This is a genomic window from Agromyces sp. NBRC 114283, assembly GCF_030268405.1.
Classification (GTDB): Bacteria; Actinomycetota; Actinomycetes; order Actinomycetales; family Microbacteriaceae; genus Agromyces; species Agromyces mediolanus.
Window position 1 is genome coordinate 397,660 of the sequence record NZ_BSQP01000001.1, and the last position, 21,620, is coordinate 419,279.

Genomic DNA, 21,620 nt, shown 5'->3' on the forward strand with positions numbered 1-21,620 from the left:
GATGAACGCCGTCTGGGGGCGGAGCTACTTCGCCCTGCAGGCGATCGCGGGAGCCGCCTGGTGGGTGGGCGTCTTCACCCTGCCACTCGTGCGCGAGGCGACTCTGGGCGAGCTCGACCCGCCGCTCGTCGCGTTCTTCGACCTCCCGCTCTTCGTCGTCGCCTCCGGGCTCGCGGCCCTCGGCGTGCGCTGGGCGGCGGTCCTCGCCACGGTGTGGACGGTGCTCGTCGCGCTCGCGCTGACCGGGTACGCGACGATCACCGGGCTCGCCGGCTGGGGAGTGCTCGCGATGATCGCGGCGGCCGCCGGCTCGATGGCGGCCCTCTCGCTCGTGCTGCGCGGGCGACTGCCGAGCGAGCTGCTGCTGCGCGGCCCCTTCGCCTTCCGTCCTGCGGCATCGCGGGCGAGCCCCGCCCGGCATCTCGGGGCGACGGCGGTGCAGGCGGGGCTGTTCTGGGGGCTGCTGCTCGGCGTCGTCCCGCTCGCCATCGCGGCGCTCGAGGAGCGCTGGGGTCTCGCGGTCGCGCTGCCCGAAAGCCTCTCGACGTGGATGCGCGGCGCGGGGCTCGCGCTGCTCGTCCTCGCCACGGCGCTCGGCATCGCCTCGGCCGCCGCGCTCGCGACGAGGGGTGACGGCACCCCGCTCCCATCGGCGATGCCGAACCGGCTGGTCGTCGCCGGGCCGTACCGGGTCGTCCGCAACCCGATGGCGGTCGCCGGGATCGCGCAGGGGGTCGCGGTCGGCCTGCTGCTGAACTCGTGGCTGGTGGCCGTGTACGCGGTGGTCGGTGCGCTCATCTGGCACCTCCTCGTCCGCCCGCCGGAGGAGGCCGACCTCGAGGCCAGGTTCGGGGAGCCGTACCGGCGGTACCGCGGTGCCGTGCGGTGCTGGGTGCCCCGCCTGCGGCCGGTGCCCGCCGTGCGCTGAATGGGTGCGCGCATCCCGTTCCCGCCGATCGAATCGATTCGATAGGATGGCGCGCAGCACCGCCGCGGCCCGGCTCGATCAGCCCGCGCGCCGCATCCGCCCGACCCTTCCTGCTCGACCCTTCCCGTCCGCCCTCCCACCGTCGAGAGCCCCATGGCCAGAACCCTCACGACCGGCGCCCCCTGGCGCGTCATCCTGCTGTTCGCCGTCCCCCTGCTCCTCGGCAACGTGGTGCAGCAGCTCTACCAGGTGGCCGACGCGATCGTCGTCGGCCGGCACCTCGGCATCGCCTCCCTCGCCGCGGTCGGCGCGACGGGGCCGCTGCTCTTCCTGCTGCTCGGCTTCGCGTGGGGCGTGACGAGCGGCTTCGCCATCCCCACCGCTCAGGCCTTCGGCGCCCGCGACCACGAACAGGTGCGCCGCTCGGTCGCGACGGGCACGCTGCTCACCGGCGCGATGAGCGTGCTGCTCACCGCGGGCGCTCCGCTCATCGCGGGGCCGGCCCTGCAGCTGCTGCAGACGCCGCCCGAGCTCTTGCCGGAGGCGACCGCGTTCACGCAGATCAGCTTCCTCGGGGCATCCGCCGTGATGTTCTTCAACTACCTCTCGGCGATCATCCGGGCCATCGGCGACTCGCGCACGCCGCTCGTGTTCCTCACCCTCTCGTGCCTGCTGAACGTGGGACTCGTCGTGCTCATGGTCGGCGTGCTCGGCTGGGGCGTCGGCGGCGCCGCGTTCGCGACGGTGGTGGCGCAGGCCGTGTCGGTCGGGCTCTGCCTCGAGTTCGTGCGTCGCCGGGTGCCGGCGCTGCATGTGCGCCGGGCGGACTGGCGGGTCTCGCGTGCCGAAGTGCTGGAGCACCTGCGCGTCGGCCTGCCGATGGGGTTCCAGGCCTCGATCATCGCGATCGGCACGCTCACCGTGCAGGTCGCGCTGAACGAGCTCGGCGCCGACGCGGTCGCCGCGTACACGACGGCGTCACGGGTCGACTCGCTCGCGGTCGCCTTCCTCGCCTCACTCGGCCTCGCGGCCTCGATGTACACGGCGCAGAACCTCGGCGGGCACCGGCCCGACCGGATCCGCCGCGGCGTCGTGCAGGCCACCTGGCTCGCGGTCGGCACGGCCGTCGCGATCGGCGTGCCGTTCATCCTCTTCGGCGAGCAGCTCGTGCGGCTCTTCGTCGGGGAGGGGTCGGACGGCGTCGTGGCCGATGCCGCACTGATGCTCGCGGTGGACGGCTACACCTACGCCTCGCTGGCGGTGCTCTTCGTGCTGCGCGGGGCGCTGCAAGGGCTCGGGCACACGATGATCCCGACGGCGACGGGCGTGATCGAGCTGGTCATGCGGGTGGGCGCCGCGATCGTGCTCGGCGCCGCGTTCGGCTTCGTCGGGGTGGTCTGGAGCAACCCGCTCGCGTGGATCGGGGCGGTCGTGCTGCTGATCCCGGCGTATGCGCGCGAACACCGGCGGCTCGGACGGATGCCGGTGGAGCCGCGCACCGCGACGCCCACCACGCCCATCCCGGTCGTGGGGCCCGTCGACGGCTCGATGACGGTCGACGCGGTCGTGACGGGGTCGGTGCCGGCGGTGGAGCCGCCGCGCTCGGCCCGATGGCGGCGACTTGTCCGGTCGGAGAGGACAGTTCGGGTCAAGCAATGAGCGGTGCGCCGAGGCATCCGTTCGTGAAATCGCGCTGATCTGCGCTTTCGTCGGAATATCACAGAACGGTAACGTCGCCCACTTGTCTCTGGTCCGGTACAAGTGCGCCCGGTGAGGATTGAGGCACCCCACCGAAGAAGGCGGAACATGACCAACGCAGACGCGCTCGAGACGCTCCCGGCGCTCGACCGGAGCTCGGAGTCACCGATGTGGTTCCAGGTCCTCCGGAGCATCGAGTCCGGGATCTCGACGGGCGTGTGGTCGCACGGCAGCAAGCTGCCGAGCGAGCACGAGCTACGGGAGCACTACCGGGTGTCGCGGACGACGATCCGGGAAGCGCTCGCGCGACTCGAGAAGTCGGGCATCATCTCCCGCCAGCAGGGCCGAGGCGCGTTCGTCGACACCACGCAGGCGCCGTCGTCCTGGACCCTGGAGAGCGCACCGAGCCTGCTCGGCCAGCTCGCCGACGGCGACCGCAGCGCCCTCACCTCGACGGTGCTGCGCTCCGGCGTCGACGTGCTGCCGCCGTGGGCCGCGGCGGTCTTCAAGGGCGACGGGCACGGCTTCGTGCTCGAACGCACCCGCGCGGTCGGCACCCTCACGGCCGTGCACGTCGTGAACTACATGCCGAAGCGCTTCGCCGCCGTGCTGCCGAGCCTGCGCGACCCGCGGGCCAGCCTCTACGTCGCGGCCGAACAGGTGCTGGGCACCCGGATCACCCGGATGCACCGCACCATCGAGGCCCACTCGGCCGACCGTGCGCTCGCCCGATTGCTGGAGATCGAGGAGGGGCATCCGATCGTCGTCGTCGAAGCGGTCGCGTACGACCAGAACGATGAGCCGATCGACTTCTCGCGGGCCTCGGTCCGCACCGACCGCATGCGCGTGACCGTCGACAGCGGTCACAACGCCGCCGGGCTCGACGCGAGATCGACCTCCGGCACCTATCCCAGGCGCTGAGCGCCACCATCCCCCGACTCCCCGAACCCTCCCCCGAACGTCGCGGCACCGCCGGTGCCCCCGTTCCTCGACCCCACGCACCCGCAGGAGACGTCTGTGCCCACTTCGCCCCGAATCCTCGTCATCGGCGACAGCTACATGTCGGCCGAGGTCTTCGCCGATGCGCTCGACGGCCGCGTCGACGCCGTCGAGCTCCGCACGATGACGCCGACGGATGCCCCGAGCTGGTCGCTCGACGCGCTCCGCGAGTACGAGGGCGATCCCGCCGAGGTCGATGCCTTCATCGACGGGCACGAGGTGCTCGTCGTGCACGGCGCGCCGATCACCCGGCGAGTGCTCGAGCAGAACCCCTCGGTGCGGATGATCGGCTGCGCCCGGGGCGGGCCCGTCAACATCGACCTCGAGGCGGCCGCCGAGCTCGGCGTGACCGTCGCGACGACGCCGGGCAAGAACGCCGAGGCGGTCGCCGATCTCACGATCGGTTTCATCATCACCGCGTTCCGGAATCTGCGGCCCGCGCTCCAGGACGTCGATGCCGCGGCCGCCGAGGGCCGCGCGATCGCCGAGTCCGCCTTCGAGGGCGCGCGCTGGTTCGGCAGCGAACTGCGCGGCGCGCGCCTCGGGCTCATCGGCCTCGGGCACGTCGCCCGCTTGGTCGCCGCTCGCGCCCTGGCGCTCGGCATGACCGTCACCGCCTACGACCCGTTCGTCGCCGATGCCGTGGCGGGCGTGACGCTCGCGCCGAGCCTCGAGGCGCTTCTCCCCGAGGTGGACGTGCTGAGCATCCACGCCCGTGCGACCGCCGAGAACCGGCACCTCGTCGGCGAGGCGGCGCTCGCGCTGCTGCCCGAGGGGGCGGTGCTCGTGAACACCGCCCGGGAATCGCTCGTCGATGAGACCGCACTGCTCGCGGCGCTCCGCAGCGGGCGGCTCCGCGCCGCGGCGATGGACGTCTGCGAGCCCGACGGCCCGTGGCGGGAACTCGTCGCGCTGCCCCAGGTGCAGTTGACGCCGCACATCGGCGGGGCGACGTTCGAGACGCTCGCCCGCGGCGCCCGCATGGTCGTCGACCGAGTGGTCGAGCACCTCGAACACGCCGAGGAGCGGGCGTCGTGACCCGCGACCCGGTCGTCCTCGCGATCGACGCCGGCACCGGCTCGGCCCGGGCGCTCGCCGTCGCGCTCGACGGCTCCGTCGTCGCCCGCGCCGGACGCGAGTGGAGCCACCGCGCCGTCGGCGGGCACCCCGGCGGCACCGCCTTCGACACCGCCGCGAACTGGGCGCTCGTCGCCGAGGCCCTGCGCGAGGTCGTCACCGCCCTGGACGGCCGCCCGGTCGCCGCCGTCGCGGCATCGAGCATGCGCGAGGGCTTCGTGCTCTACGACGGCCGCGGCCGCGAGCTCTGGGCCTGCCCGAACACCGACGGACGTGCCCGCGGGCAGGCGCAGCGCCTCGTCGACGAGGGCGCCGCCGACCGCATCTTCGCCCTCGGCGGCGACTGGGTGTCGATCACGGCGCCGGCGCGCCTGCGCTGGATCGCCGAGGAGGCGCCCGAGGTGCTCGCCGAGGCGCGGCACTTCGGCATGCTGAGCGACTGGGTCGTCACCCGGCTCACCGGCGAGTTCACGACCGATCCGACGTGCGGCTCCTCGAGCGCGCTGTTCGACCTGTCGGCGCGCTCCTGGTCGGCCGAGCTGGCCGGCCTCATCGGCATCGACCCTGGCATCCTCCCGCCGGTGCTCGAGGGCGGCGAGATCGCCGGCCGGGTCACCCTCGACGCCGCGGACGCCACCGGGCTGCCGGCGGGCACCCCCGTCGTGATCGGCGGCGCCGACACGCAGCTCGCGCTGCACGGCATCGGCGCGGTGCCGGGCGCGCCCGTCGTCGTCGGCGGAACCTTCTGGCAGACGACCGCGCTCGTCGACCGGCCCGTCATCGACCCCGAGCGTCGGCTGCGCACCCTGTGCCACGTCGAGCCGGGCAGCTGGATGGTCGAGGGCATCAGCTTCCTCTCGGGCCTCGCCATGCGGTGGCTCCGCGACGTGTTCTTCGTCGACGCGGTCGCCGCGCGCGGCCCGTCGGGCGCCTTCGACGTGATGGAGGAGCTCGCCGCCGCCGTCCCGCCGGGCTCGAACGGGCTGGTCGCGGTGCTCGCGAACGCGATGCAGGCCGACGCCTGGCACCACGCGGCGCCGGCGTTCGTCGGCTTCGACATCAACGACCCCGAGCGCTTCGGCCGCGGCACCTTCGTGCGCTCCGTCGAGGAGGCGGCCGCCTGGGTCGTGCGGGCGCACCTCGCCATCCTCGACGAGCTCACGGCTGGCGCGGCCGGCCGCAGCGGCGAGCTCGTCTTCGCCGGCGGCTCGAGCGGCGGGCGGCTCTGGCCCCAGCTCATCGCCGACGCCACGGGCCGCACGGTCGTCACCTCGACGGTCGCCGAGGCCACCGCCTACGGCGCGGCCCGGCTCGCGGCGGCCGCGATCGGCGCCGAGCTGCCGCCGGCCGGCGGCGGCGAACGACGGCTCGCGCCCGAGGCATCCGCCGTCGCCGCCTCCGACGAGGCCTACCGGCGCTGGCTCGCCGTGTACGACGCGCAGGTGCGCGCCACCGGCGCCGCCGGCATCGACCCCCTGTTCACCCCGCCGGGCGGCCTGCACTACCGGCCCGCCCGACCCACCGACCGAGAGAAGAAGGACACCAATGGCTGACCTCGACGGCAACGTCAACGCGAAGGACTTCGCCCCCACCGTCCCCGCCGCGAGCTTCGGGCACGCGATCAAGGGCGCCGCCGCCTACGACTGGGGCATGCAGCACCGCCTCGGCCGCATCTTCGAGGGCGAGACGGGCCGCACGGTCATGCTCGCGTTCGACCACGGCTACTTCCAGGGCCCCACCTCGGGGCTCGAGCGACTCGACCTGAACATCGCGCCCCTCGCCCCCTACGCCGACGCCCTGATGGGCACGCGCGGGGCGCTGCGCACCTCGTTCCCCGCGACCACCCGCTCCGGCCTCGTGCTGCGGGCGTCCGGCGGGCCGTCGATCCTGAAGGACCTCTCCGACGAGCACCCCGCGATGGCGATGCGCGACGCGGTCCGGATCGGCGCCGACGCGGTGGCCGTGCAGGTGTTCATCGGCGGCGAGCACGAGTCGCGGAGCGTGCGGAACCTCACCGGGCTCGTCGACGAGGGCTACGAGGCGGGCATCCCGGTGCTCGGGGTCACCGCCGTCGGCAAGGAGCTCGTGCGCGACGCCCGCTACCTCGGCCTCGCGACCCGCATCATCGCGGAGCTCGGCGCGCAGATCGTGAAGACCTACTACTGCGAGGAGGGCTTCGAGGACGTCGTCGCGGGATGCCCCGTGCCGGTCATCATGGCGGGCGGCAAGAAGCTGCCCGAGCTCGACGCCCTGACCATGGCCGCGAACGCCGTCCGCGCGGGCGCCGCGGGCGTCGACATGGGTCGCAACATCTTCCAGAGCGCCGACCCCGCCGCGATGATCCAGGCCGTGCGCGCCGTCGTGCACGACGATGTCGACCCGGCCGAGGCGCACGAGCGCTACCTCGAGCTCGCGGCAGCACGGCGGGCGGCATGAGCGGCGCAGCGGTGCCCGCGCGACCCGTGCGCCTCGCCGACGCCGAGCTGCGCTTCGGCGACTGGGGACCCGGCTACCTGAGCCAGGCCGAGCACGCCGCCTTCGGCACCATCGTGCTGCGGCCCGGCGACGAGTTCGCCAACCACCTGCACGAGCGGCACGAGGAGTCCTTCCTCGCGGTCGAGGGCGAGGCGGAGCTCTGGATCGACCGCGAGGGGCCCGTGCGGCTCGCGGCCGGCGAGTTCGTCAGCTGCCCGCCGAACGTCGAGCACTTCCTGCGCAACACGGGCGAGGCGCCCTTCCGGGCCCTCTTCATCAAGGCGCCCGGCGTCGCGGCCGACAAGATCGACCGCCCCTGGCATCCGGGCGACCGCCCGAGCGACTGATCCACCCAGCTGCACCTCCCCCGAGAGAACCACGAAAGGAATCCGAGCAATGAGCAAGCAACGGAGCTTCTCGACCCGTCCCGCACGGGCCATCCGCACGGCCGCGATCGCGACCGCGCTCGTCGTGGCCGGCACGCTCGCCGGCTGCGCGGCCGACGGCGGCGACGCCGGTGACGGCGACCGCACCCTGAACGTGCTGATCGCGCAGCCCCAGGAGGGCGCGGGCAAGATCCTCGCCGAGCAGTACGAGGAGGAGACCGGCGTGAAGGTCGAGATCGAGGTCGTGCCCTACGACCAGATCCAGACGAAGGCGATCCTCGACGCGCAGTCGGGCACGAACCACTACGACGCGATCCAGTACTGGTACACCTCGGTCGGCGCGCTCGCCGAGGCCGGCGCCCTCGCCGACCTCACCGACTGGGCCTCGTCGGACGAGGAGATCGACGAGCCCGACTTCATCCAGAGCATCTTCGGGCCGTACACGCAGTTCGAGGGCAAGACGTACGGGCTGCCGATCGACGGCGACACGCACGTGCTCTTCTACAACACCGACATCCTCGAGCGGAACGGCGTCGCCGTGCCGACCACCTGGGACGAGTACGTCGCCGCCGCGAAGACGATCACCGAGGCCGAGAAGGCGGACGGCGTGTACGGCGCCGCACTGCTCGGCTCGAAGAGCGCCTTCAACATCGGCTCGACGTTCTTCAACCGGCTCGCGACGATGTCTCCCGACCCGATCGACCCGGCGATGCCCGATCTCACGACGGATGCCGCGGTCGCGGCGGCGCAGGCGATGCTGGATGCCTCGCCCTACGCCCTGCCGAGCCCGCTCGAGATCGGCTTCGAGCAGGCGCTGCCGCAGTTCCTCGCCGGCAACGTCGGCATGATCGAGTTCTGGACCGACCTCGGCGTCTTCGCGCAGGACCCGGGCCAGTCGAAGATCGTCGACGGCTGGGGCGTCGCCCCGCTGCCGGTCGGGCCGGAGGGCCACGTCTCCGGCGCACTGAACGCCGGCTGGGCGATGGGCGTCAGCCCGAACGCCTCCGACGAGGAGCTCGCGAAGGACTTCGTGCGCTTCTCCTCTTCGAAGGCGATGAACGAGCAGCTCATCACGACGACGGGCAGCGGCGTCGACCCGATCCGCACCTCGACGCTCGAGAGCGAGAAGTACCGCGAGTTCGCCCCGCAGGTCGCCGAGGTGTCGGCGCAGGTGCTGCCGGAGGCGCAGTCGTGGCCGACCTCGCCCGCGGCGCCCGAGATGATCTCGGCGCTGAATGACAACCTCGCGCTCATGCTGCAGGGCAACCTCACCGCCGAGCAGGCCATGGCGCAGACCTGGGACGCCTGGCAGAAGCTCTGACCGGCGCGGCCGGCCGGGACTCCGTGTTCCGGCCGGCCGGCCCCGACCCATCCGCCCGGGCCAGCCCGGGTCGCTCGAGACAAGGAAGTCCCCCATGGCAACGGTGGCCCCGGAGACGGCGGCGCTGCGGAAGCCGCGCGGCCGGCGCATCGGCTGGGCGTTCCTCGCCCCCGCGTTCCTCGCGATCGCGATCGTCGCGATCTACCCGCTGATCTACACGGTCGTGGTGTCGTTCAGCGAGTCGTCGCTGGGTCGGCCGTTCGCCGAGTGGGTGGGCTTCGACAACTTCGTCAAGGTGCTGAGCGACGGGGTGACGGTGCCCTCGCTCGGCCGCTCGCTCGTCTTCGCGATCCCCTCCGCGCTGCTCGCCCTCGTGATCGGCTTCGTCATCGCGCTCTCGCTCGACGTGGCGGTGCGGTCCGGCAAGGTCGTGCGAGTCATCTTCCTGCTGCCCCTGATGACGCCGCCGGTCATGGCGGGCGTGATCTGGAAGCTCATGTTCGCTCCCACCGGCGGGCTCTTCAACAACGTGCTGCAGCTCGTCTCGCCGGGCGCCGACCCGATCCTCTTCCTCGGCAGCTCGCCTGCGGCGATGATCTCGATCGTCGTGGTCGACGTCTGGCAGTGGGTGCCGTTCTGCGTGCTTCTGCTCTTCGCCGCCCTGCAGACGCTGCCCGGCGAGGTCTTCGAGGCGGCGCAGGTCGACGGCGCGGGTGTCTGGCGCACCTTCCGCCACGTGACGTTCCCGCTCGTGCTGCCGACTCTCGTCACGGTGCTGATGCTGAAGCTCATCGTGTCGTTCAAGGTCTTCGACCTCGTGTTCATCATGACCGGCGGCGGGCCCGGCCTCGACACCACCGTGAGCAGTTTCAACATCTACCGCACGGCGCTGCAGCAGTTCGACGTCGGCGCGGCGGCCGCGCAGACGATCGTCTTCCTCGTGCTCGTCACGATCGTGATCGTGCCGCTCTCCTCGTACCGCACCCGACTCCAGAAGGCCGGGGAGTGACCATGTCGACCACCATCGAGCGCGGTCCCGGTGGGCCCGCCGACGCCGCGACCACCCGCGCGATGACCGTGCCGGACGGGCCGCCGCCGCGCGCCCGCCGGGCCAGCTCGGCGAGTCGCATCGGACGAGCGCCCCGCGGCGTCGTCGTGCTGAAGTGGGCGGTGATCGCCATCGCGATCGGCTTCACGCTGCTGCCGATCCTGTACCTCGTGACAATGTCGTTCAAGAGCCCCGACGACATCCTCTCCACCCGCATCCTGCCCTCCCGGATCGCCTGGGAGAACTGGGCCTCGGCCTTCGAGCAGGCCCCCGTGCTCGTCTACCTGCGCAACTCGCTCATCGCCGCCGCCATCGCGGCCGTCGTCGCGCTCGCCGTGGCGATCCCCGCGAACTTCGCGATGGCGCGGCTGCGCACCGGGGGGTCGCGTTCGATGGCGCTCATCGTCTCGGCGTACGTCGCGCCGCCGATCGTCGCGGTCATCCCACTGTTCATGCTCGTGCGGACCGCCGGGCTGATGGACAACGTGATCGGCCTCGGCCTCATCGAGGGCCTGATCGTGACCCCGGTGGCGGTGTGGCTCCTCGACGGCTTCTTCCGCGGCATCCCGGAGGAGATCGACGAGGCGGCGCAGATCGACGGCTGCGGGCCGGTGCGCACTCTCGTGCGCATCGTGCTGCCGCTCGTCGCGCCCGGGGTGGTCGCGGTCGCCATCATCGCGTTCATCCTCGTGTACAACGACTTCCTCATCCCGCTGATGCTCACGCAGAGCACGGCCTCGCAGACGTTGCCGGTCGGCATCGCCCTCATGCAGGGCGGTCGCGAGGTCATGTTCGGGCAGATGGCGGCGGCGTCGCTCACCGGCATGATCCCGGTGTACCTGCTGGCGCTGTTCCTGCAGCGCTGGCTCGTCGGCGGGCTCACCCAGGGCAGCATCAAGTAGCCCCTCGCCGGCCCATCTCCTCGCTTCGACGGCTCCTCATCGCCGCGCCCGCGGTTGTCCCGCGCGCGCGGCGGGCGTATGATCACTGCGCGATAAACGAATGGCACGTTCGATTATCGAACGAGAGCGGATGGCGACACGCGAGCCGCCCTCGGGCGGGACGCCGCAGCGGCGCCCCATCACGACGAGGTGAGGAGCCCCCGTGCAGTTCCACCACAACGGATACGTCTCGGGCGACCCGCGCGTCCAGCCCGCCGCCGGCGTCGGCCTCGACCGGCCCGACGAGCTGCCCGACGAGATGGACGTGCTCATCGTGGGATCCGGCCCGGCCGGCATGCTGCTCTCCGCGCAGCTCTCCCAGTACCCCGGCGTCGTCACGCGCATGATCGAGCGCCGCGACGGCCGCCTCGTGCTCGGACAGGCCGACGGCATCCAGCCCCGCAGCGTCGAGACCTTCCAGGCCTTCGGCTTCGCGGAGCGGATCATCGCCGAGGCCTACAACATCGGCTACATGAACTTCTGGGGACCCGACCCCGAGCACCCCGGGCAGATCACCCGCACCTCCCGCACCGAGGACTACGGCTACAAGATCAGCGAGTTCCCGCACCTCATCGTGAACCAGGCGCGCGTGCTCGACTACTTCGCCGAGGCCGCCGCGAACGGCCCCGGCCGCATGAAGCCCGACTACGGTATCGAGTTCCTCGGCCTCACGGTGCACCCCGACGGCTCGCCCGAGGCCGGCGACCACCCCGTCGAGGTGCGCGTGCGCTACACCGCGGGCGAGCGCGCCGGCGAGGAGCGCACGGTGCGCGCCAAGTACGTCGCGGGCTGCGACGGCGCCCGCAGCGGCGTGCGCGAGGCGATCGGGCGCAAGCACCTCGGCGGCATCTCGGCCCACGCCTGGGGCGTCATGGACGTCGTCGTGAACACCGACTTCCCCGACTGGCGCACGAAGTGCGCGATCAACTCCGCCGCCGGCAACATCCTGCACATCCCGCGCGAGGGCGGCTACCTCTGCCGCATGTACATCGACCTCGGCGAGGTCTCGCCCGACGACAACCACGAGGTGCGCAAGACGCCCATCGAGACGATCATCGCCAAGGCGAACGACATCCTGCAGCCGTACTCGATCGACGTGCGCGAGGTCGCCTGGTTCAGCGTCTACGAGGTCGGCCACCGGGTCACCGACCACTTCGACGACCGCGGGGAGGGGGCGGATGCCTCGCCGCGCGTGTTCCTCACCGGCGACGCCTGCCACACGCACAGCGCGAAGGCCGGCCAGGGCATGAACGTCTCGATGCAGGACGGCTTCAACCTCGGCTGGAAGCTCGGCTCCGTCGTCGCCGGGCTCGCCCCGACCGAGCTGCTCGCCACCTACTCGGCCGAGCGCCAGCCCGTCGCCCAGCAGCTCATCGACTTCGACCGCGAGTGGTCCTCGCTCATGGCGCGCAAGCCGGAGGAGATCTCCGACCCGCAGGAGCTCGCGAACTACTACCTCGGCACGGCGGAGTTCCCCTCGGGGTTCATGACCGAGTACGCCCCCTCGGCGATCGTCGGCGAGGCGACCCACCAGGCGCTCGCGACCGGGTTCCCGATCGGCAAGCGCTTCAAGTCCTCCGAGGTGTCGATGGTCTGCGACGGCAACGTCGTGCACCTCGGCCACCACGCGAAGGCCGACGGCCGCTGGCGCATCTACGCCTTCGCCGACGCGCCCGCCGCCGGCGAGGCATCCGAGCTCGCGGGCTGGGCCGAGTGGATGGCGTCGCCGGCGTCGCCGCTCGCGCGGTTCACGCCGGAGGGCGCCGACGTCGACGCGGTGTTCGACGTGAAGGTGATCTACCAGCAGCCGCACGAGGGCGTCGACATCATGGCGGTGCCCGAGACCTTCCGGCCGAAGACCGGCCCGCTCGGCCTGATGGACTGGGAGAAGGTCTTCGCCGCCGCCCCGAGCGCGTGGTGCAAGACCGATATCTTCGAGGAGCGCGGCATCTCCCGCGACGGCGCGGTCGTCGTCGTGCGCCCCGACCAGTACGTCGCGCACGTGCTGCCGCTCACCGCGACCGCCGAGCTCGCGGCGTTCTTCGAGGGGGCCCTGCGGCCGCAGCGGTAGCGGTGGTTCCCTGAGCTCGTCGAAGGGGGTGGTTCCCTGAGCTTGTCGAAGGGGTTGGTTCCCTGAGCTCGTCGAAGGGAATCCGGAACGAGTTCCCTTCGACAAGCTCAGGGAACGAGGACACGTTCCCTTCGACAAGCTCAGGGAACCGGGCTTCACACCCCGGAGGCGCGTTGCAGCCGGGCGGCCGCCTCCTGCAGTCGCTCGGCGAGCTCGGCCTCCGGCCGCGGAAACGAGACGTGGATGACCGCGATCGACGCCGGCGGCTGGCCGGGCAGGCTGAGCGGCACGGCGACCGAGCGCAGGGAGGGCACGACCTCGTCGTGGCTCACCGTGTAGCCGCGCAGGCGGCTCTCGACGACCTCGGCGCGCAGCTCCTCCGGCACGTCCGCCGGCCAGCTGCGCTCGGGCAGGCCGAGCAGGATCGCCTTGCCGGGTCCGCCGCGGGTGATCGGATGCCGATGCCCCGGCCGGTACGACACCGCCGCCGTGCGCCGCGGCGAGGCGCTGACGAGCGTGACGGCCTCGTCGCCGTCGAGCAGCACCGCGAGCAGGCAGGTCATGCCGAGGTCCTCGGCCACCTCGGCGAGCTCGGGCAGCGCGAGTTGCTGCAGGTCGCGCTGCACCCCGGCGGCGAGGGCCGCGAGGCCGGCGCCGAGCAGCAACCGTCCGGCCGCGTCGCGGGTGACGAGTCCGTGGTCCTCGAGCGTGCGCAGCAAGCGGTAGGCGACGGAGCGGTGCACGCCGAGCGCGGCGGCGACCTCGTCGATGGTCAGCGGGCGCTCCGCGTCCGCCAGCACCTCGAGCACCCGGATGCCTCGGCTCAGCGTCTGCGATCCGGCCGCGTTCGCCGGGGCATCCTTGGCCACCTGGACCGCCTCTCCCGGCGGCGTCCGCCGCGCGTTCTCGTCCGATACTAGAACGCCGTGACCGGAGTGCGGACGACGCCTCCCGAGGGGCCCGCGCCGAAGTTCCGCCTGGAGAAAGAACCGGGAATCCTTCATCTTCGGCGCGCGGAGAATCGCGGCATCCTCAGCTCGGCACCCCATACGCTGACCCCAGTCACCACGATGACCCTCCCCGCTTCCGCATAATGAAATGTAATTTTCACACTGAGGAAGAAGCGTCCTCTAGAGTGGTGCCAGCCCTGCTGCAGTGCCGCCGCCCGCGCGTTCGCTCGGGACCGCGGCGAGTGCTGCAGCCCGCAGTCCGACCGTGCGCGGACGCGTCGACGAAGACGAAGGCAGAGGAGAACCGCATGACCCGAATCGGGGTCGTCACCGAGCAACCGCCGGAGACGAGGGTCGCCGCGACACCGGCGACCGTGAAGCAGTTGATCGCACTGGGCTACGAGGTGGCCGTCGAAGCGGGGGCCGGCGAGGCATCCGCGTTCCTCGACGAGGCCTACCGCGACGCCGGGGCGACGACCGTCACGGGCGCCGAGGCCCTCGCGAGCGAGATCGTGCTCAAGGTCAACGCGCCCACGGACGCCGAAGTCGCCGCGCTGCGCCCGGGCACCACGGTCATCGGCCTGCTCGCGCCGGCCTTCAGCGCCGAGCTGCTCGAGCGGCTCGCCGCCGCGGGCGTCACGGCGATCGCGATGGACGCGGTGCCGCGCATCTCGCGGGCGCAGTCGATGGACGTGCTCAGCTCGATGGCGAACATCGCCGGCTACCGCGCCGTGGTCGAGGCGGCGCACGAGTTCGGCCGCTTCTTCACCGGTCAGGTCACCGCCGCCGGCAAGGTGCCGCCCGCCAAGGTCCTCGTCGCCGGGGCCGGCGTCGCCGGGCTCGCGGCGATCGGCGCGGCATCCAGTCTCGGCGCGATCGTGCGCGCCACGGACCCGCGGCCCGAGGTCGCCGACCAGGTGAAGTCGATCGGCGGCGAGTACCTGAAGGTCGAGGTCGAGGTCGAGCAGTCCACCGACGGCTACGCCAAGGCGACGAGCGAGGCGTACGACCGCCGCGCCGCCGAGATCTATTCCGAGCAGGCCGCCGACGTCGACATCATCATCACGACGGCGCTCATCCCGGGCCGCCCAGCACCGAAGCTCATCACCGAGGCCGACGTCGCGAGCATGCGCTCCGGCAGCGTCATCGTCGACATGGCCGCCGGCATGGGCGGCAACGTCGAGGGCTCGGTCGCCGGCGAGCGGATCGTCACGCCCAACGGCGTCGTCATCCTCGGCTACACCGACCTCGCCTCGCGCCTGCCCACCCAGGCCTCGCAGCTGTACGGCACGAACATCGTCAACCTGCTGAAGCTGCTCACCCCCGGCAAGGACGGCGAGCTCGTGCTCGACTTCGACGACGTCGTGCAGCGCGCCGTCACCGTCGCCCGCGGCGGCGAGGTCACCTGGCCGCCGCCGCCCGTGCAGGTCTCGGCGGCCCCGGCGGCCGGCGCGCCCGTCGCGGCGCCGGCCGAGCCCGCCGCGCCGAAGGCGCCGATGTCCGCCGCGAAGAAGGCGCTCCTCGTCGCGATCGGCGTCGCCGCGCTGTTCCTCGTGAACGCCGTCGCGCCGCCGCCGCTCCCCCAGCACTTCACGGTGCTCATGCTCGCGGTCGTCGTCGGCTTCTACGTCATCGGCAAGGTGGCGCACGCGCTGCACACCCCGCTGATGAGCGTGACGAACGCGATCTCGGGCATCATCATCGTCGGCGCGATGGTGCAGATCACGAGCGACGTGCTCGTCGTGCAGATCCTCGCCGCCGTCGCGGTGCTGCTCGCGAGCATCAACGTCTTCGGCGGCTTCGCGGTGACCCGCCGCATGCTCGCCATGTTCTCGGTCGGCGCGCCGCCTGCGGGCGCCGCCGCCAAGACCGACCGCGCGGGAACCGACGGAAAGGCCGGTGCCTGAGATGACCGAGCTTTCGACCCTCACCGTCGCCGGCTCCGTGGCCGGCGCCGCGTACCTCGTGGCCGCGCTGCTGTTCATCCTCAGCCTCGCGGGCCTCAGCAAGCATGAAACCGCCCGAGCCGGTGTCGGCTACGGCATCGCCGGCATGGTCATCGCGCTCGTCGCGACCGTGTGGGCGACCCTCGCCGGCGCCTGGGGCACGGCCTCCGTCACGACGGGGCTCATCCTGCTCGTCGTCGCCGTGCTCGTCGGCGGCGCCATCGGCCTCTGGCGGGCCCGCGTCGTCGCGATGACCGGCATGCCCGAGCTCATCGCCCTGCTGCACAGCTTCGTCGGTCTCGCGGCCGTGCTCGTCGGCTGGAACGGCGCGCTCGAGGAGTCCGAGATGTCGGGCGCCCTGCTCGACATCCACCACGCCGAGGTCTTCATCGGCGTGTTCATCGGCGCCGTCACCTTCACCGGCTCGATCGTCGCGTTCCTGAAGCTCTCGGCGCGGATGAAGTCGGCCCCGCTCATGCTGCCCGGCAAGAACGCGCTGAACCTCGGGGCGCTCGTCGCCTTCGTGGGCCTCACCGTCTGGTACGTCATCACGCCGGAGCTGTGGCTGCTCGTCGTCGTGACGGTGCTGGCGCTGCTGCTCGGCTGGCACCTCGTCGCCTCGATCGGCGGCGGCGACATGCCCGTTGTCATCTCGATGCTGAACAGCTACTCGGGCTGGGCGGCGGCCGCCGCGGGCTTCCTGCTGAACAACGACCTGCTCATCATCACCGGCGCGCTCGTCGGCTCCTCGGGTGCCTACCTCTCGTACATCATGTGCAAGGCGATGAACCGCTCGTTCATCTCGGTCATCGCTGGCGGCTTCGGCATCGCGGCGCCGAGCTCGAGTGGCGAGGTCGAGGGCGAGGTGCGCGAGCTCGACGCGGAGGCGGCGGCGGCACTGCTGCGGGATGCCTCGAGCGTCGTCATCACCCCCGGCTACGGCATGGCGGTGGCGCAGGCGCAGTACCCCGTGGCCGAGCTCACCAGCCGGCTGCGCGAGCGCGGGGTGAAGGTGCGCTTCGGCATCCACCCGGTCGCCGGTCGCCTGCCCGGGCACATGAACGTGCTGCTCGCGGAGGCGAAAGTGCCGTACGACATCGTCGAGGAGATGGACGAGATCAACGACGACCTCGCCGAGACCGACGTCGTGCTGGTGATCGGCGCGAACGACACCGTGAACCCGGCGGCCGCGCAGGACCCGGGCAGCCCCATCGCGGGGATGCCGGTGCTGCGCGTCTGGGAGGCGGGCAACGTGGTCGTCTTCAAGCGCTCGATGTCGGCGGGCTACGCGGGCGTTGCGAACCCGCTGTTCACGCGGGACAACGCGCAGATGCTGTTCGGCGACGCCAAGCAGCGGGTCGAGGACATCCTCCGGGCGCTGTAGCCCGCGCGTCGCGCGATGCCCCGGGCCGAACGGCCCGGGGCATCGTCGCGCCCGGGTGCGGCCGGCATACTCTTCGCTTGGGTCTCGCCTTAGTGAAGGTTATGTAGCTAAACTTCACTACACCGAGCGAGTGGTGAAGGATGCGAATGTCTCAGCCGACAGGTCCGACCGCGGTGAGCTACGAGGAACGCCCGTGGACGCCGAAGGTCCCGTCGGACGTGCTCCCCGCGACGGTCCGCGCGACCATCACCCGCCCGTACGAGGCCGCGGTCACCCCGAGGATCGCGGATCTCGACATCGTGCTCTCCGAGGAGCTCGCCGAGGCCGTCCAGAACGCGCAGCAGCAGCTCGTCCGCTTCGACGCCGAGGTCGGTGCCGTCACTGCGCCGTTCGCGTCGATCCTGCTGCGCAGCGAGTCGGCGTCGAGCTCGCAGATCGAGAACCTCACGTCCGGCGCACGGGCGATCGCCGAGGCCGAGCTCGGGGAACGAGTCGATGGCAACGCGCCGCTGATCGTGAGCAACGTCCGGGCGATGGAAGCGGCCGTCGAGGCCGCCCACGGCCTCGACCACGAGACGATCATCGCGATGCACCGAGAGCTGCTGAAGGAGTCGGACCCGGGGATCGTCGGCAGGTACCGCACCGATCAGGTCTGGATCGGCGGCGGCGACCGGACGCAGTACTCGCCGCACGGCGCAGACTTCGTGCCACCGCACCACGAGCGGGTGGAGGCCGCGCTGGACGACCTGATCGAGTTCTCGCTGCGGCCGTCGGCGGTCCCGCTCGCGAGCATCGCCGTCGCGCACGCCCAGTTCGAGACGATCCACCCGTTTCCAGACGGCAACGGGCGCACGGGCCGCGCCCTGGTGCAGTCGGCCTTGCGGCGGTCGGGACTGACGAGGTCGGTGACCGTTCCGATCTCGGCCGGTATCCTCCAGCAGCGAGACCGGTACTTCGCGGCGCTCGACCGCTACCGCGAGGGCGACGTCGAGCCGATCGTCGGAGTGTTCGCCGACGGCGCGGTGCTCGCGGTCGTCAACGGCCGGCAGCTCCTCGCCGATATCCAGGCGACGAGGGAGTCGTGGGAAGCGAAGCTGCGGGGGATCCGCTCGGACGCGGTCGCCCGGAGGATCGCCGACCTCGCGCTCGAGCATCCGGTCCTGAACTCGCGTCTCATGCAGGATCGGCTGCCGCGGTCGGGCCGTGCGATCTTCTCCGCGATCGGAACGCTCGTCGATCGCGGCATCCTCACCCAGGCGAACTCGCGTCAGCGCAACCGGATCTGGGTCGCGCGCGACCTCATCGCGAACCTCGACGCGTTCGCGGAGCGGAGCCGGCGCAGTTGACCCGATCCCGCGGACTGCGCATCGTCGCCCGCGGGCCCGCCGACGTACGCCGAATCCCCAGTTCGACGGCGCGTAGGATAGATGCGTACCCCGGCAGCGACGGGGCACCCATCGACAGCGAAAGAGGTCGCCGTGACCGCCGCATCCGCGCGCGCCCAGGACTGGGCGGTGCCCGTCGTCCGCGGTGCGCTCGCCCTCGCCGCCACGGCGGCCATCACCTTCTCGCAGGACCACTCCCCCGCCATGGGCCTGCTCGTCTTCGGGATCTGGGCCGTCGTCGCGGGGGTCGTCGTCGGCGCCCTGAGCCTGCGGTTCGTCGCCGACCGCACCACCCGGACGGTCACGCTCGTCTCGGCGATCGTCACCGCCGTCGCGGGTCTGCTCGCGCTCACCCTTCCCGCCGGTCTGCCCTTCTTCCTCACCCTCGTGAGCGCCTGGGCGGCGATCACCGGGTTTCTCGAGCTCTACCTGGGCCTGCGCGGCCGCGGCAAGGATGCCGGTGCGCGCGACCGCCTCGCGGCGGGCGTCTTCACCGCGGTGCTCGCGGTGCTCTTCGTGCTGCTGCCGCCCGACTCGGTGACGGCGGTCGGCTTCTTCGGCGCCTACCTCGCGATCCTCGGCGTCTACCTCGTCATCGGCGGCCTGTCGCAGAAGTGGGCCGCGGCTCCCGGCCGCGGCGAGTCGCCGGCGGCCGGCGCCGCCACCCCCGGAACGGAGCAGTCGTGACCCAGCAGAACCCGGGCCAGCCGCCCCGTGAGCCGTATCAGCCGAGCCGTCGCGAGCTGCTGCGCCCGGCCGAGTACGTCGGCGGCGCCGCGATCGCCGCGATCTTCGTCGGCGTGGTCGTGCTCGTCGCCACGCGCGACTGGATGCTGACCCTGATCGGCACCGGCGGCGTCTTCATCGTCGTGCTGATGGTGCTCGCGCTGCTGCAGATGGCGCTGAAGCCCGACGCGTTCGAGCAGGCCGAGCTCGCGCAGTCCACCGGCCACGGCGCCGGGCCGGCAACCCCCGGCGCCCCGGCGCCGGGTGCGGGCGACGCCCCCGCCGGCGGCGACGCCCCCGCGGGCGGCTCCGCGTCCGGCGACGATGAGCCCACGCCCCCCGCGAACTAGACGACCCGCGTCCGATCGGGCCGGTCTCCGCGCTGCGGTGGCCGGCCCGTTCTCGTCGGCGGCCGGGCGGCCCATCGCGGACTCCGTCAGGATTGCCGCCGACTTCCACGGATTCCGCGCCGCCGGGCCGAGCGCAGGCACAGCTCGGCGGCTCATGATGGTGAACACCCCATCACCGGCGAGCTGCGAAGGAGCAACGTGACCGCGACCACACGGGCGATCCATCTGGGTCGTCAGGAGAAGCCGAAGCGCGGCTCGCTTCTGCTGCTCATCCCCGGGATCGCCTCGGTGGTGCTCCTCGGCGTCCTGCCGCTGTTCATCGTGGCGCGCAACAGCTTCGCCGTCGCCGACGACTACGGCGGCATCACCGACGGCCTCACGTTCGAGAACTACGCCAAGCTGCTCGACCCCGTGTACTCCAAGACGTTGCTCTTCTCGCTCGGCCTCGGCCTGCTGAACACCGTCGTCTGCCTCGTCATCGGCTACCTGACCTCGTACTACATCGTGTCGCGGCCGACGAACCGGCAGGGCTTCCTGCTGCTGCTCGTCATCATCCCCTTCTGGACCGACTTCCTCGTGCGCACCTTCGCGTGGATCACGATCCTCGGCTCCGGCGGCCCCATCGCCGGCATCCTGGGCATCTTCGGCATCGCCGGCTTCTCGGTGATCCCGAGCAACCTCGCGGTCGTCCTCGGCCTGCTCTACTCCTTCCTGCCGACGGCGATCTTCCCGATCTATGCGTCGATGCGCTCGATCGATCCCTCGCTGAAGGAGGCCGCCACCGACCTCGGCGCGAGCTGGTGGGGCGTGCACCGCCGCGTCATCCTGCCGCTGTCGAGCCCCGGCATCCTCGGCGCCGCGCTGCTGACCTTCATCCCCACGATGGGCGTCTTCGTCATCCCCGTCCTGCTCGGCGGCGGCAAGGACCCCCTCGTCGGCAATCTCATCGTGACCCTCTACACCGAGTTCCGGAACCAGCCCATGGGCGCGGCGGTGTCGATGGTGCTGCTCGTGCTGATGCTCGCCTCGATGGCGCTCGTCGGGCTCGCGCTGAAGCGCTCCTCGACGAAGCGCGCCACGACGAAGAAGACGGAGGCCTGAGCATGGACCGGATCGTGAACGGCATCGCCCGCGGCGTCTTCGTCTTCCTCTACATCCCGATCGTCGCGGTGATCGTCTACTCCTTCAACGCCGCGGGCACGAACACCCGCTTCGACGGGCTCACCCTGCAGTGGTACGTCGAGCTGTTCCAGGATGCCTCGCTGATGCAGACGCTGCGCACGAGCGCCCTCGTGGCGGTCATCACGGCGACGGTCGCGACGATCATCGGCATCATGTTCGCCCTCGGACTCGCGAGGTACCGGGGACGCGGACGCGGCGCGCTGATGGCGCTCATCGCCCTGCCGCTGATCGTGCCCGAGATCGTGCTCGGCGTCGCGCTGCTCAGCGTCTTCAGCACGACGAAGGTGCCGCTCGGCATCCTGACCCTCGTGCTCGGCCACCTCATCGTCTCGCTGCCGCTCGCCACGCTCGTGCTGATGAGCTCGGCCGCGATGCTCGACCCGAGCCTGCCCGAGGCGGCCACCGACCTCGGCTGCACGCCGTGGCAGACCTTCACCCGCGTCTACTTCCCGCTCCTGCGACCCGCCGTGGTCGCCGCCTGGCTGCTGAGCTTCACGACCTCGTTCAGCAACATCGTGATGTCGACCTTCTTGAGCGGCGTGGGCTCCACGACGCTGCCGCTGAAGATCTACTCCAGCCTGAAGACCGGCCTCACACCGAGCATCAACGCCCTCGGCGCGCTGCTCATCCTGCTCACCCTCGTCATCGTGCTCCTCGTCGGCGTCAGCCAGATGCGGCGCATCCTCGTCGAGTCCCGCACCTGACCGGCGCCCGCCGGCCACCAACCGCACCACAAGCACCACCGCAGCACGC

19 protein-coding genes are annotated in these 21,620 nt (G+C 71.8%); 18 read left to right on the forward strand and 1 reads right to left on the reverse strand.

The window, feature by feature from the left end; all coding sequences use genetic code 11:
• Window position 1 precedes the first annotated feature (1 nt).
• The 11 genes from QSJ60_RS01875 (at window position 2) to QSJ60_RS01925 (ending at window position 12,944) form a co-directional block, all read left to right on the forward strand.
• Window positions 2-928 (forward strand): methyltransferase family protein, encoded by a 927-nt coding sequence (locus QSJ60_RS01875; RefSeq protein ID WP_285462306.1) that lies wholly within the window; start codon window positions 2-4, stop codon window positions 926-928.
• Between the two features lie 153 nt (window positions 929-1,081).
• Window positions 1,082-2,587 (forward strand): MATE family efflux transporter, encoded by a 1,506-nt coding sequence (locus tag QSJ60_RS01880; protein WP_285462307.1) that lies wholly within the window; start codon window positions 1,082-1,084, stop codon window positions 2,585-2,587.
• Between the two features lie 147 nt (window positions 2,588-2,734).
• On the forward strand, window positions 2,735-3,547 hold the full coding sequence (locus QSJ60_RS01885) for a GntR family transcriptional regulator (RefSeq protein WP_285462308.1): 813 nt from the start codon (window positions 2,735-2,737) through the stop codon (window positions 3,545-3,547).
• Window positions 3,548-3,643: 96 nt separating this feature from the next.
• Entirely contained in the window at window positions 3,644-4,663 is a 1,020-nt protein-coding gene (locus tag QSJ60_RS01890) for an NAD(P)-dependent oxidoreductase (RefSeq protein ID WP_285462309.1), read from the forward strand.
• On the forward strand, window positions 4,660-6,255 hold the full coding sequence (locus QSJ60_RS01895; RefSeq protein ID WP_285462310.1) for an FGGY family carbohydrate kinase: 1,596 nt from the start codon (window positions 4,660-4,662) through the stop codon (window positions 6,253-6,255). The genes QSJ60_RS01890 and QSJ60_RS01895 overlap by 4 nt, the downstream gene beginning before the upstream one ends.
• Window positions 6,248-7,138, forward strand: coding sequence for a 3-hydroxy-5-phosphonooxypentane-2,4-dione thiolase (gene lsrF / locus QSJ60_RS01900; RefSeq protein WP_189083995.1), 891 nt, complete (start codon window positions 6,248-6,250; stop codon window positions 7,136-7,138). Before QSJ60_RS01895 ends, lsrF begins: the two co-directional genes overlap by 8 nt.
• Window positions 7,135-7,524 (forward strand): cupin domain-containing protein, encoded by a 390-nt coding sequence (locus tag QSJ60_RS01905; protein WP_285462311.1) that lies wholly within the window; start codon window positions 7,135-7,137, stop codon window positions 7,522-7,524. The genes lsrF and QSJ60_RS01905 overlap by 4 nt, the downstream gene beginning before the upstream one ends.
• A 49-nt stretch (window positions 7,525-7,573) precedes the next feature.
• Entirely contained in the window at window positions 7,574-8,884 is a 1,311-nt protein-coding gene (locus QSJ60_RS01910) for an ABC transporter substrate-binding protein (RefSeq protein ID WP_285462312.1), read from the forward strand.
• A gap of 94 nt (window positions 8,885-8,978) precedes the next feature.
• A complete protein-coding gene (locus tag QSJ60_RS01915; RefSeq protein ID WP_189083998.1) occupies window positions 8,979-9,893 on the forward strand; it encodes a carbohydrate ABC transporter permease in 915 nt (304 codons plus the stop codon).
• A 2-nt stretch (window positions 9,894-9,895) separates the two neighbouring features.
• Entirely contained in the window at window positions 9,896-10,834 is a 939-nt protein-coding gene (locus QSJ60_RS01920) for a carbohydrate ABC transporter permease (protein WP_285462313.1), read from the forward strand.
• 202 nt (window positions 10,835-11,036) lie between these two features.
• Complete coding sequence (locus tag QSJ60_RS01925) at window positions 11,037-12,944, forward strand: FAD-binding monooxygenase (RefSeq protein ID WP_285462314.1); 1,908 nt, start codon at window positions 11,037-11,039, stop codon at window positions 12,942-12,944.
• A gap of 155 nt (window positions 12,945-13,099) precedes the next feature.
• Here the strand turns inward: QSJ60_RS01925 and QSJ60_RS01930 are convergent, their stop codons facing one another.
• Window positions 13,100-13,813 carry an IclR family transcriptional regulator gene (locus QSJ60_RS01930; RefSeq protein WP_230765188.1) on the reverse strand — a complete coding sequence of 238 codons (714 nt, stop codon included), beginning with the start codon at window positions 13,811-13,813 and terminating at the stop codon, window positions 13,100-13,102.
• 389 nt (window positions 13,814-14,202) lie between these two features.
• On the opposite strand from QSJ60_RS01930, the gene QSJ60_RS01935 reads away from it, so the two are divergent.
• The 7 genes from QSJ60_RS01935 to QSJ60_RS01965 all read left to right on the forward strand — a co-directional run bounded on the left by QSJ60_RS01935 (window position 14,203) and on the right by QSJ60_RS01965 (window position 21,571).
• Window positions 14,203-15,801: a Re/Si-specific NAD(P)(+) transhydrogenase subunit alpha gene (locus tag QSJ60_RS01935; protein WP_285462315.1), complete on the forward strand. Its 1,599-nt coding sequence runs from the start codon at window positions 14,203-14,205 to the stop codon at window positions 15,799-15,801.
• 1 nt (window position 15,802) lies between these two features.
• Entirely contained in the window at window positions 15,803-17,224 is a 1,422-nt protein-coding gene (gene pntB / locus QSJ60_RS01940; RefSeq protein WP_285462316.1) for a Re/Si-specific NAD(P)(+) transhydrogenase subunit beta, read from the forward strand.
• A gap of 146 nt (window positions 17,225-17,370) precedes the next feature.
• Window positions 17,371-18,570 (forward strand): Fic family protein, encoded by a 1,200-nt coding sequence (locus QSJ60_RS01945; RefSeq protein WP_352230678.1) that lies wholly within the window; start codon window positions 17,371-17,373, stop codon window positions 18,568-18,570.
• 132 nt (window positions 18,571-18,702) lie between these two features.
• On the forward strand, window positions 18,703-19,296 hold the full coding sequence (locus tag QSJ60_RS01950; RefSeq protein WP_285462317.1) for a hypothetical protein: 594 nt from the start codon (window positions 18,703-18,705) through the stop codon (window positions 19,294-19,296).
• Window positions 19,293-19,685 carry a hypothetical protein gene (locus tag QSJ60_RS01955; RefSeq protein ID WP_285462318.1) on the forward strand — a complete coding sequence of 131 codons (393 nt, stop codon included), beginning with the start codon at window positions 19,293-19,295 and terminating at the stop codon, window positions 19,683-19,685. Before QSJ60_RS01950 ends, QSJ60_RS01955 begins: the two co-directional genes overlap by 4 nt.
• Before the next feature lie 198 nt (window positions 19,686-19,883).
• Window positions 19,884-20,786: an ABC transporter permease gene (locus QSJ60_RS01960; protein WP_229781517.1), complete on the forward strand. Its 903-nt coding sequence runs from the start codon at window positions 19,884-19,886 to the stop codon at window positions 20,784-20,786.
• A gap of 2 nt (window positions 20,787-20,788) precedes the next feature.
• Window positions 20,789-21,571 (forward strand): ABC transporter permease, encoded by a 783-nt coding sequence (locus QSJ60_RS01965; RefSeq protein WP_189084005.1) that lies wholly within the window; start codon window positions 20,789-20,791, stop codon window positions 21,569-21,571.
• Window positions 21,572-21,620: the final 49 nt, after the last annotated feature.

Excerpts from the sequence above, each read along its gene's own strand:
- QSJ60_RS01875 (WP_285462306.1), top strand. The coding sequence starts at position 2 with ATGAACGCCGTCTGGGGGCGGAGCTACTTCGCCCTGCAGGCGATCGCG.
- QSJ60_RS01880 (WP_285462307.1), top strand. The coding sequence starts at position 1,082 with ATGGCCAGAACCCTCACGACCGGCGCCCCCTGGCGCGTCATCCTGCTG.
- QSJ60_RS01885 (WP_285462308.1), top strand. The coding sequence starts at position 2,735 with ATGACCAACGCAGACGCGCTCGAGACGCTCCCGGCGCTCGACCGGAGC.
- lsrF (WP_189083995.1), top strand. The coding sequence starts at position 6,248 with ATGGCTGACCTCGACGGCAACGTCAACGCGAAGGACTTCGCCCCCACC.
- QSJ60_RS01905 (WP_285462311.1), top strand. The coding sequence starts at position 7,135 with ATGAGCGGCGCAGCGGTGCCCGCGCGACCCGTGCGCCTCGCCGACGCC.
- QSJ60_RS01910 (WP_285462312.1), top strand. The coding sequence starts at position 7,574 with ATGAGCAAGCAACGGAGCTTCTCGACCCGTCCCGCACGGGCCATCCGC.
- QSJ60_RS01915 (WP_189083998.1), top strand. The coding sequence starts at position 8,979 with ATGGCAACGGTGGCCCCGGAGACGGCGGCGCTGCGGAAGCCGCGCGGC.
- QSJ60_RS01920 (WP_285462313.1), top strand. The coding sequence starts at position 9,896 with ATGTCGACCACCATCGAGCGCGGTCCCGGTGGGCCCGCCGACGCCGCG.
- QSJ60_RS01935 (WP_285462315.1), top strand. The coding sequence starts at position 14,203 with ATGACCCGAATCGGGGTCGTCACCGAGCAACCGCCGGAGACGAGGGTC.
- pntB (WP_285462316.1), top strand. The coding sequence starts at position 15,803 with ATGACCGAGCTTTCGACCCTCACCGTCGCCGGCTCCGTGGCCGGCGCC.
- QSJ60_RS01945 (WP_352230678.1), top strand. The coding sequence starts at position 17,371 with ATGTCTCAGCCGACAGGTCCGACCGCGGTGAGCTACGAGGAACGCCCG.
- QSJ60_RS01965 (WP_189084005.1), top strand. The coding sequence starts at position 20,789 with ATGGACCGGATCGTGAACGGCATCGCCCGCGGCGTCTTCGTCTTCCTC.